Source organism: Coprococcus sp. RTP21428st1_C9_RTP21428_210409, from assembly GCF_040227395.1.
GTDB classification, from domain to species: domain Bacteria; phylum Bacillota; class Clostridia; order Lachnospirales; family Lachnospiraceae; genus Coprococcus; species Coprococcus aceti.
In genome coordinates, this window is sequence record NZ_JBEHVV010000098.1 from 1 (window position 1) to 8,218 (window position 8,218).

General features: G+C 43.8%; 5 protein-coding genes. 4 read left to right on the forward strand and 1 reads right to left on the reverse strand.

What is annotated here, in order from left to right; translation table 11 throughout:
* From ABUA34_RS13265 to ABUA34_RS13280, 4 genes are all read left to right on the forward strand, one after another.
* Positions 1-2,807: InlB B-repeat-containing protein (locus ABUA34_RS13265; protein WP_349823467.1), on the forward strand; the 2,807-nt coding region annotated here is incomplete at its 5' end.
* 128 nt (positions 2,808-2,935) lie between these two features.
* Positions 2,936-5,377: a LuxR C-terminal-related transcriptional regulator gene (locus tag ABUA34_RS13270; protein WP_349823468.1), complete on the forward strand. Its 2,442-nt coding sequence runs from the start codon at positions 2,936-2,938 to the stop codon at positions 5,375-5,377.
* Between the two features lie 270 nt (positions 5,378-5,647).
* Complete coding sequence (locus ABUA34_RS13275) at positions 5,648-6,229, forward strand: xanthine phosphoribosyltransferase (protein ID WP_004849872.1); 582 nt, start codon at positions 5,648-5,650, stop codon at positions 6,227-6,229.
* A 35-nt stretch (positions 6,230-6,264) separates the two neighbouring features.
* Complete coding sequence (locus ABUA34_RS13280; RefSeq protein ID WP_004849874.1) at positions 6,265-7,059, forward strand: hypothetical protein; 795 nt, start codon at positions 6,265-6,267, stop codon at positions 7,057-7,059.
* Positions 7,060-7,122: 63 nt separating this feature from the next.
* Here ABUA34_RS13280 and ABUA34_RS13285 read toward each other — a convergent pair.
* Positions 7,123-8,218 (reverse strand): alpha-amylase family glycosyl hydrolase (locus ABUA34_RS13285; RefSeq protein ID WP_349823469.1); only part of this gene is annotated, 1,096 nt, incomplete at its 5' end.

Below are 8,218 nucleotides of genomic sequence, written 5' to 3' on the forward strand. Positions count from 1 at the left end.
CACTATATGGAGAGTCTGCGGATATCAGAGGCGACAGAATGCTTAAGTTTACGGCTATTCCGGATCTGTATATGGAGTGTACGGGATACACAGTAAAGACAGCAGAGGGAACAAAGGATTACACAGCAGAGGAGCTTGGCAGCAACGTATTTGTGGTTGACAAGGTGGCATCTGACATAGATGTTGTTGCTCACTTTGCTAAGCAGGAACTCAAGTCAGTTATAACCTTTGAGGCAAATGATGCTGCTCTGGGAACTGTGACAGCGGTATATGGACTAGACAAGAAGGCTGAGATCACAAGTGGCGACAGTCAGGTATCCGGCGGAGATGTAGTATTTACAGCAGCTCCTGCAGAGGGCCAGATGATCGAAGGCTGGTATCTTGATCCTGAGTGTACACAGGCTATAGAAGGCACTGGACTGGAGCAGACCACCTATGAGGTGAAGACTATCTACTCAGATGTGGCAGTATATGTCAAGTTTGTGGAGATTCCAGAGTATACAGTTAAGGTAGGTACAACAGGAACAGGCTCAGCGAAGATCACAGCAGCTTCAGACGGAGAGGAACTTGAGATCGTATCAGGAGAGGTTAAGCTCAAGAGACATAAGGATCTTACAATAACAGTTGCACCGAAGGATGAATACAACACAGTTGAGCACTGGACAGTTGACGGAGCAGATGTTGATTCAGATGAACTCACATACAAGCTGACAGACATAACAAAGGATGCAGAGATATATGCATATATCGCACCATCACTTCTTGTAAATGTAATATTCAAGAATGAGGATGAAGTTAAGAAATATGACAATATAGACATCAGTACAGGTTATGTCGGCGAGGATGGAGATATAAGCGGACTTAAGCCAATAAATGCTGAGAATAACTTAGTGAGAATAGGTTCTGGCAAGGATGTAAGATTTGCCATAACACCTTCTGATGATTATATGATCCAGGCATGGACAGTTAAGTACATCAGAGGCGGAAAGGTTGTCAAGGAAGAGTCTGGCACTGACTTTGGATTTACCAACGAGATACTTTTAAATGATGTTACAAACAGCATAGAGGTAAGTGCAGAGCTTGTTGACAGAGTTGGATATGCCATTCCTGTAGAGGGAAATTATGACAGAGATAATAATCTGATAGAGACTGCAGGTGGTGAAAGCACACCGGAGACAGCTTACACTATAACAGACCTTACAAAGATACCAGACAATGTGGTATTCAAGAATGACAATGGCGTAGTTCTTGATAATATGGTAAGAGAGAACGGAGATGCGAGTGTTGTTATTACACCTGCTGAGGGCTGGAGAATCAGAGATATAATCATTGATGAACCAGAGAACGCTGAAAATTCAGAGGAGTCAGAGAATATCATGTCAGTCCAGCCAGTGCTTGCAGAGGATGGAACTGAGACAGGAGCATATCTTGTAAGTGATGTAAACGTCACAAAGAATATGGAGTTTAAAGTTGATGCAGTTAAGCTTTACTCTGTAACAATAGCAGATACAGAGCATGGAAACATAAAGGTGACAAAGCCAGATGGCACAGAGGTGGAGAATGGTGAAATGATTGACGAGAAAACTGTTCTTACATACACAGCAACACCGGATATGTACTATGACTTTGACGCATGGACAGAGGATGCGGCAGATCAGGCTGAGAGCACATTTGAAAAAGCCCTTGACGGAAGTATCACAGTGGGAGCAGCCTTCAAGGCAAGATATGCGAAGGTAAGTATTGCCACAGTGAAGAATGGTACGGTAACTGTCACAACAGCTGACGGTAAGAAGATATCTAACGGACAGCTGGTTCAGGAAGGCACAGATATCATCTGCAAGGCAATTCCTGCAAAGCATTGTGATCTGTCAGCCTGGGGCGGAGATGCCAAAGGCAAGACTGGTACTACAGTGAAACTTACGGTGACAAAGAACATGAATATAAGAGCGGCATTCAAGTTCAGGTATGTGAAGGTAGCTATTGGAAAGACTGAAAACGGATCGATCACAATCAAGACTGCAGAAGGCAAAACAGTTAAGAATGGTGCATCAGTGATCGAGGGAACGGTTCTTATCTGCACGGCAAAGGCGGCAAACAACTGTAAACTTGGAAGCTGGACAGGAAGCTTCAAGAGTACAAAAACTTCGGTAAAGGTTGCTGCAAATAAGAATATGAAAATCAATGCCAGGTTTGTAGCAAAAATACCGGCACAAAATACAGCTGGTATCAATAAGAATATCCATGCAGTAGTATCCGGAAACAAAGTGACAGTTGTGTGGGGTAAGGTTAACAAGGCTGACGGATATGATATATATGCACAGAAGTGCTATGTAAACTTTGGCTCGAAAAGTCTTGTTAAATCGGTAAAGGGCGCATCGGCAACCCGAGTTACAATATCCAGAATTAATGGCAAATCACTTGCTAAGTTTGATACGATCAAGCTGAGAGTAAAGGCATATAAGCTGGTAAATGGTAAGAAGAAGTATATAGACAATAGTGTCATGCTTCATATAGTTACCAATAGCAGCAAATATACCAACATCAAGAAGGTTCTGCTTCCACAGAAGAGCTACGTGTTGGGAGTTAAGCAGACGATTAAGCTTAAACCTGGATATACCAAGGCAGATGCCAGCAAGAAGGTGCTTGATGGCACACATGGTGCAAGGTATTTGTATGCATGTACAAATAAAAATGTTGCTACAGTTGATGCCAAAGGAAGAATAAAGGCAAAGGCCGCAGGAAAGTGTACGGTCTATGTAATTGCTGTAAATGGCACTACACAGGCTGTGCAGATTATAGTAAAATAAAAATAGTAGCTGCATGAGGTGCTTGATATCCGGCCCGTTGGGGCTGGATGCAGGCACCTTTGCTGATATATACAGGGTGTTGATTATCTATACCGGGATTAAAAAGTGAGAAAAGGAGATTTGTACATATGGGGAATACGGCTTCGGGTAATAAAGGCTGTTTTATAAAACCGAAAAAAGCCTGGAGGCTTCTGAAGACAGCGGATGAAGGGAATGTAACTGCATATATATTCGGGGTCAGTGGTTCGGGAAAGACGACTCTTGTCAGCAGATATCTTGGAACACGTAAGTACATGGTGGTGGATGCCGGCGGTATCAGACCGGATGACCTTGTGGTAGAAAGCAGCAACGCAAGAAAAATAATTGTCATAGATAATCTGCACGAGCTCTCATGGGGGGATGTGGACACAGTGAGGGAGCAGATCATAGAACTCATTAGAAGAGAAGACGTATGGGTTATACTCGTTGGCCGGTGTCCGGTTCCCCCATGGCTTTCTGCTGTAAGATTTCAAGAAGGATTTTATGTGGTGGACAGCAAGCTGCTTATGTTCAGTCTGGAGGATATAAAGAAGTATGCTGAATACGCTGGATTTAGTATCAATGAGGCACAAGTGCAGAGAATGTACTATGAGACTACAGGACTTCCGCTGGCTGTGGAGATGTGCCACATCAAATACATGGAAATGGCATATACAAGCGAGATAACAGATGATATGTATAATGATTTTTCGAGACGCGTTGAGGATGAGATGTGTAATTACCTTGAGTATCATGTGTATGATAACTGGGATGTGGAAATGCAGGAATTTCTCATGGAAATATCCGTGGTGGATGAGTTTACAACAAAACAGGCTGAGATGATAACCGGAAGAAGTGACAGTGAGCTTTTGATCGAGAGGGCAAAGTGGCTTGGAAACTTTATGACCAGCCGGATGGATAAGGATGGCAATACACAATATCAACTGCAGTTTCACATGAGGGTCTCTATGCGCAGACGTCTTAAGCGGAAGTACGAGAAAGAGCGTATAAGAGGCCTGTATGAGAATGCCGGACTGTTTTACAGACTTAACGGAGATATAAGGAAAGCTTTGGAGATGTATGAAAATGCAGGAGTTACAGAGCGAATAGTTTCAATACTTGTCGATAATGCCAGACATGCGGCGAACAGTGGTTATTACTATGATCTGAAAAAATATTACCTGGAACTTCCGGATCATGTCATCGAGAAAAGTCCTGAGCTTATGTGTGGTATGAGCATGCTGCAGTCACTCCTTCTAAATCCTGATGAGAGTGAAAGATGGTACGACAGACTAAAATTATATGCAGATGAAAACCAGGGAAGTGCCAGGAAAAATGCAAAGGGACTTTTGCTGTATCTGGATATTGGTCTGCCGCACAGGGGGAGTGTTGATGTATTAAAGCTTTTGAAGTCAGCATACACCATGGTTTTTAATAAAGAAGTAAGAATACAGGAATGGTCGGTTACATCCAATCTGCCATCAATGATGAATGGCGGAAAAGATTTCTGTGAGTGGAGCAAGAGAGACAGAGAGCTGGCGTCGAAGGTTGGCAGGATTGTTGAGTTTGTACTTGGAAAATACGGAAAAGTTCTTGTAAATCTTGCTTTGGCGGAGAGTTTTCTTGAAAAGAGCGGAGATAATTACGAGGTGGCAACGCTTGCGGCAAAGGGCAGAATGCAGGCGGAAGCAGGAGGAAAAATCGAGCAGTGCTTTGTTGCTGATGGTATATTGGCGTGGCTGCATTTGCAGAACGGAAAGCCACAGGAGGCTCTTGAGGTTTTGAATGGAATAGAGGGAAAGGCTGAAAAAGAGGAAGGACAAAATCTCCTTCCCAATATATATGCATTTGAGACCAGATGCAGCCTGTACAGAGGAGATAGAGCCTGTGTTACAGGTTGGATGGAAAATGCTCCGGATGAAAATGTTGAATTCAGGATATATGACAGGTTTATCTATCTAACCAAAGTGAGAGTATACCTTCAAAGCGGACGGAATGAACAGGCATATTCGCTGCTGACAAAGCTGAGATATTATGCTGAGATGATGTCCCGTACGTATATAGGGATAGAATGTAGTGTGCTGATGGCTGTAGCTTTGCAGCGATTAAAAAATGATGACTGGAAAAAGGCGATGTGCCATGCTATTGATACTGCGATGGAATATAGCTTTACAAGGGTTATATCTAGGGAAGGTGCGGCGGTGAATTCTCTTATAAATACCTGTGGATGGAAAGTCGAGAAAGATGGTGTTGACGATAAGGAGATAGCCGCAAGAAGGGCATATTTCAGACAACTGCAGAAGGAGACTGAGAGTATGACGAGATACTACCCCGGATATATGAAAGCGGGAGTGGATGATGTTCAACTCAGTGAGACGGCTACAGCCATACTTAAATTGCAGGCAGAGGGCTTGTCCAGACAGAAGATAGCGGACAGACTCAACATGTCGGAGGCGAATGTAAAGTATCATCTGAACCAGGTGTACAGGAAACTCGGGGTGACTGATAAGGCCGGGGCGGTCAGGGAGGCATCTAACAGGGGACTTATCTAGTGATTGTGAGATTTGTGTTCGGTGGTGATTTACTTGAATACAGCGCATGTAAAAGTTGTATATGAATGTATATAATTAGGGTGGAAAAACTTAGATTGTTGTTGTATTATGTCTATAATTATGATTACATACGAATCAGTAACGTCAGATTGAGATGAGTATAATTTCCGTATGGCATAAAAGTGTTGGTGAAGATGGCGTTTGGAACTTAGAGAATGAGCGAGTACGGACGGATTCGTATTTGACAGGTATTCAAGGAGGAATTACGACGTGAATTTTTTGGAAGAGAGAATAACTAAGGATGGAATAGTAAAGGAGGGCAATGTTCTCAAGGTGGATAGTTTCCTGAACCACCAGATGGATATACGTCTGTTTGATCAGATCGGTGAGGAGTTCAAGAAGAGATTTGAGGGAACAGAGATCAACAAGATCCTTACTATAGAGGCATCCGGAATAGGCATTGCCTGTGTTGTTGCCAGACATTTTGATGTGCCTGTTGTATTTGCGAAGAAGTCAAAGAGCATCAACATAGAGGGCGATGTATATGTGGCAGAGGTAGAGTCATTTACACACAAGTGCAAGAATCAGGTCATCGTGTCCAAGAAGTTCATCAATCCTGAGGACAAGATTCTTATCATAGATGATTTCCTTGCAAATGGATGTGCGCTTCAGGGGCTCATCTCCATAGTGAAGTCGGCAGGTGCCAGCGTTGAAGGAATCGGAATAGCAGTTGAGAAAGGCTTCCAGACAGGTGGTCAGGTCATCAGGAATCTAGGATATCATCTTGAGTCGCTTGCGATAGTGGACAGCATGGACGCTGCTACGGGCGAGATAAAGTTCAGGGAGCAGTAGGATCGCTGCGGGATATTTGCTGAGAGGTGGGGTATATGGGAAATAACAATTTAGAAGAAAAAAATGTTTCTATGCCTGAGAAAATTGGAGGCGTAATATTTGGCATATGGTTTGTTGCCAGTATTATAGCCGGATTTGTTGCAAGTGAGATCGGAACGGATGCTGTTATGCTTGTTGTGGGGCAGTTTTTTGCCGGGATAGTTCTTGTCATAATTCTAAAGACTCTTATTCCGATGATTAAGAAGCGAAAGCGGGGGAGCATCATCGGTATAGTGTTCATATCTGTGTTTGCCGGTGCTGCATCGGCGCTGATATGGGCGGCGTGTGCTGTGAAAGATGGCTCTTTTGCGGATAAGATAGTATTGCTCCCGGAACGGATATTGGGGAGAGAAAATTGCAATGTTGGAGCATTTTATGCAGAGATATTTGCCTGTGCATTCTTTGTGGTCAGTGCAATAACACTGCTCTCTGTGATATGTAAGAGAAAAGCGCTTGAGCGAAGATGTTCATTTACTGTGAAAGCTGTATGCCATGATGTACGTGCAGATATGAGACAGGATATGAGAGCCGGCAGAAGATATCCGGAGGCGGGAGTATTTGAATTTACATACAGGGATAAGCAGTATAAAGTGTATGAGCAGACATATGTATATGGACTGAATATAAGTAAAGGCGATGTGGTATATCTTTATATCAACCCAGAAAATCCGTACGAATTTTATCTGGAAAACAGTGGTATATTCAGCAGTCAGGCGATATGGTCAGCAGTTTTTTTGATGGTTATATCAGGTTTGATGGCCGCAGGCTGCAATTTGTTGATTTTTAGGTGAAAAAATAGCCAGGTGTATGTTCTCCAATTTGGAGAATATGCACCTGGCTGTTTCTACGTAATTTTATCTAAAACTCTTCAGCCAGTTCACAAGAGAGTCATGCCAGATGTTGTCTGTGACAGTCTTCTTCATCTGCGCATCAACAGGTCCGTTTCCGGCAAGCTTTGCCAGGATAGCAGCCTGAAGTTCAGGAACTGTCATGGATTCCGGAGACTTGCTCCAGTCAACTGTGATGGTTTCTGGATCAACCGGGGTGTCGGCAGCAGCTTGGGCAGAAGCGTCCTTGGCTGAATCTTTTACCTCGTTGGCGGCAGAAATATTCTTCTCAGTATTGGTTGTGTTTTTCTTAGCATCTGCAGATTCTGTAGCAGTCACAATGTCTTTGGATTCTTTGGATTCTATCTTTGGTTCAGATTCCTGATTGCCTTTTGCATCGGTAGCTGTTTCAGATGCTGCTTTATCTTCTGTGTTGGTCTTAGCTTCGCTCTCAGTCTTCGTCACAACCTTAACCGGCTTTACATCCAGGTCTGTTCCCTCAGGCACCCAGATCTCTCCACTGTTTGCAGGCTGGGTTATGTTGATATGACCATCCTGTACAGATACCTTTTCGCCTGACAGGGCGCCGATGTATGCTGTGCAGTTCCCTGCTGCAAGGTGCATTCCGGCTGGGGCATCGTCGTTGTTCACTGACACGATGACACGTGTTCCGTCAAGATCCCTCGCGTATGCGAACTGTCTGTTGGTGAGCATCAGCTCATCGTAGCTGCCATATGACAGTGCAGGAACGGCCTGACGTACCTTGCCGAGTGCGGCGATGAGTGCTGTACAAGGATTAGTTTTTACTGAATCCTTGTAATCTTCTATATTGAGAGCTGGTCTTAAGCTGTCGTCCGAGCCATATTCCTTGCGTCCCTCAATACCAAATTCTGAACCGTAGTATATGCTAGGCACACCCGGAAGAGTGTAGAGCAATACATGTACAGGTGCAAAATGAGCCTTATTGGTAAGCTTTGTATAGATACGCTCCACATCATGGTTGTCTACGAAGTTGTAGAGCTTTAATGTTCCCATGTTCTGGAGACGTCTTACAGTGTGCGCGATTTCAAAATAGTTGTGGTCATTGTGGCCGCTGTACAGAGCCTTGTGAAGTGTGTAGTTG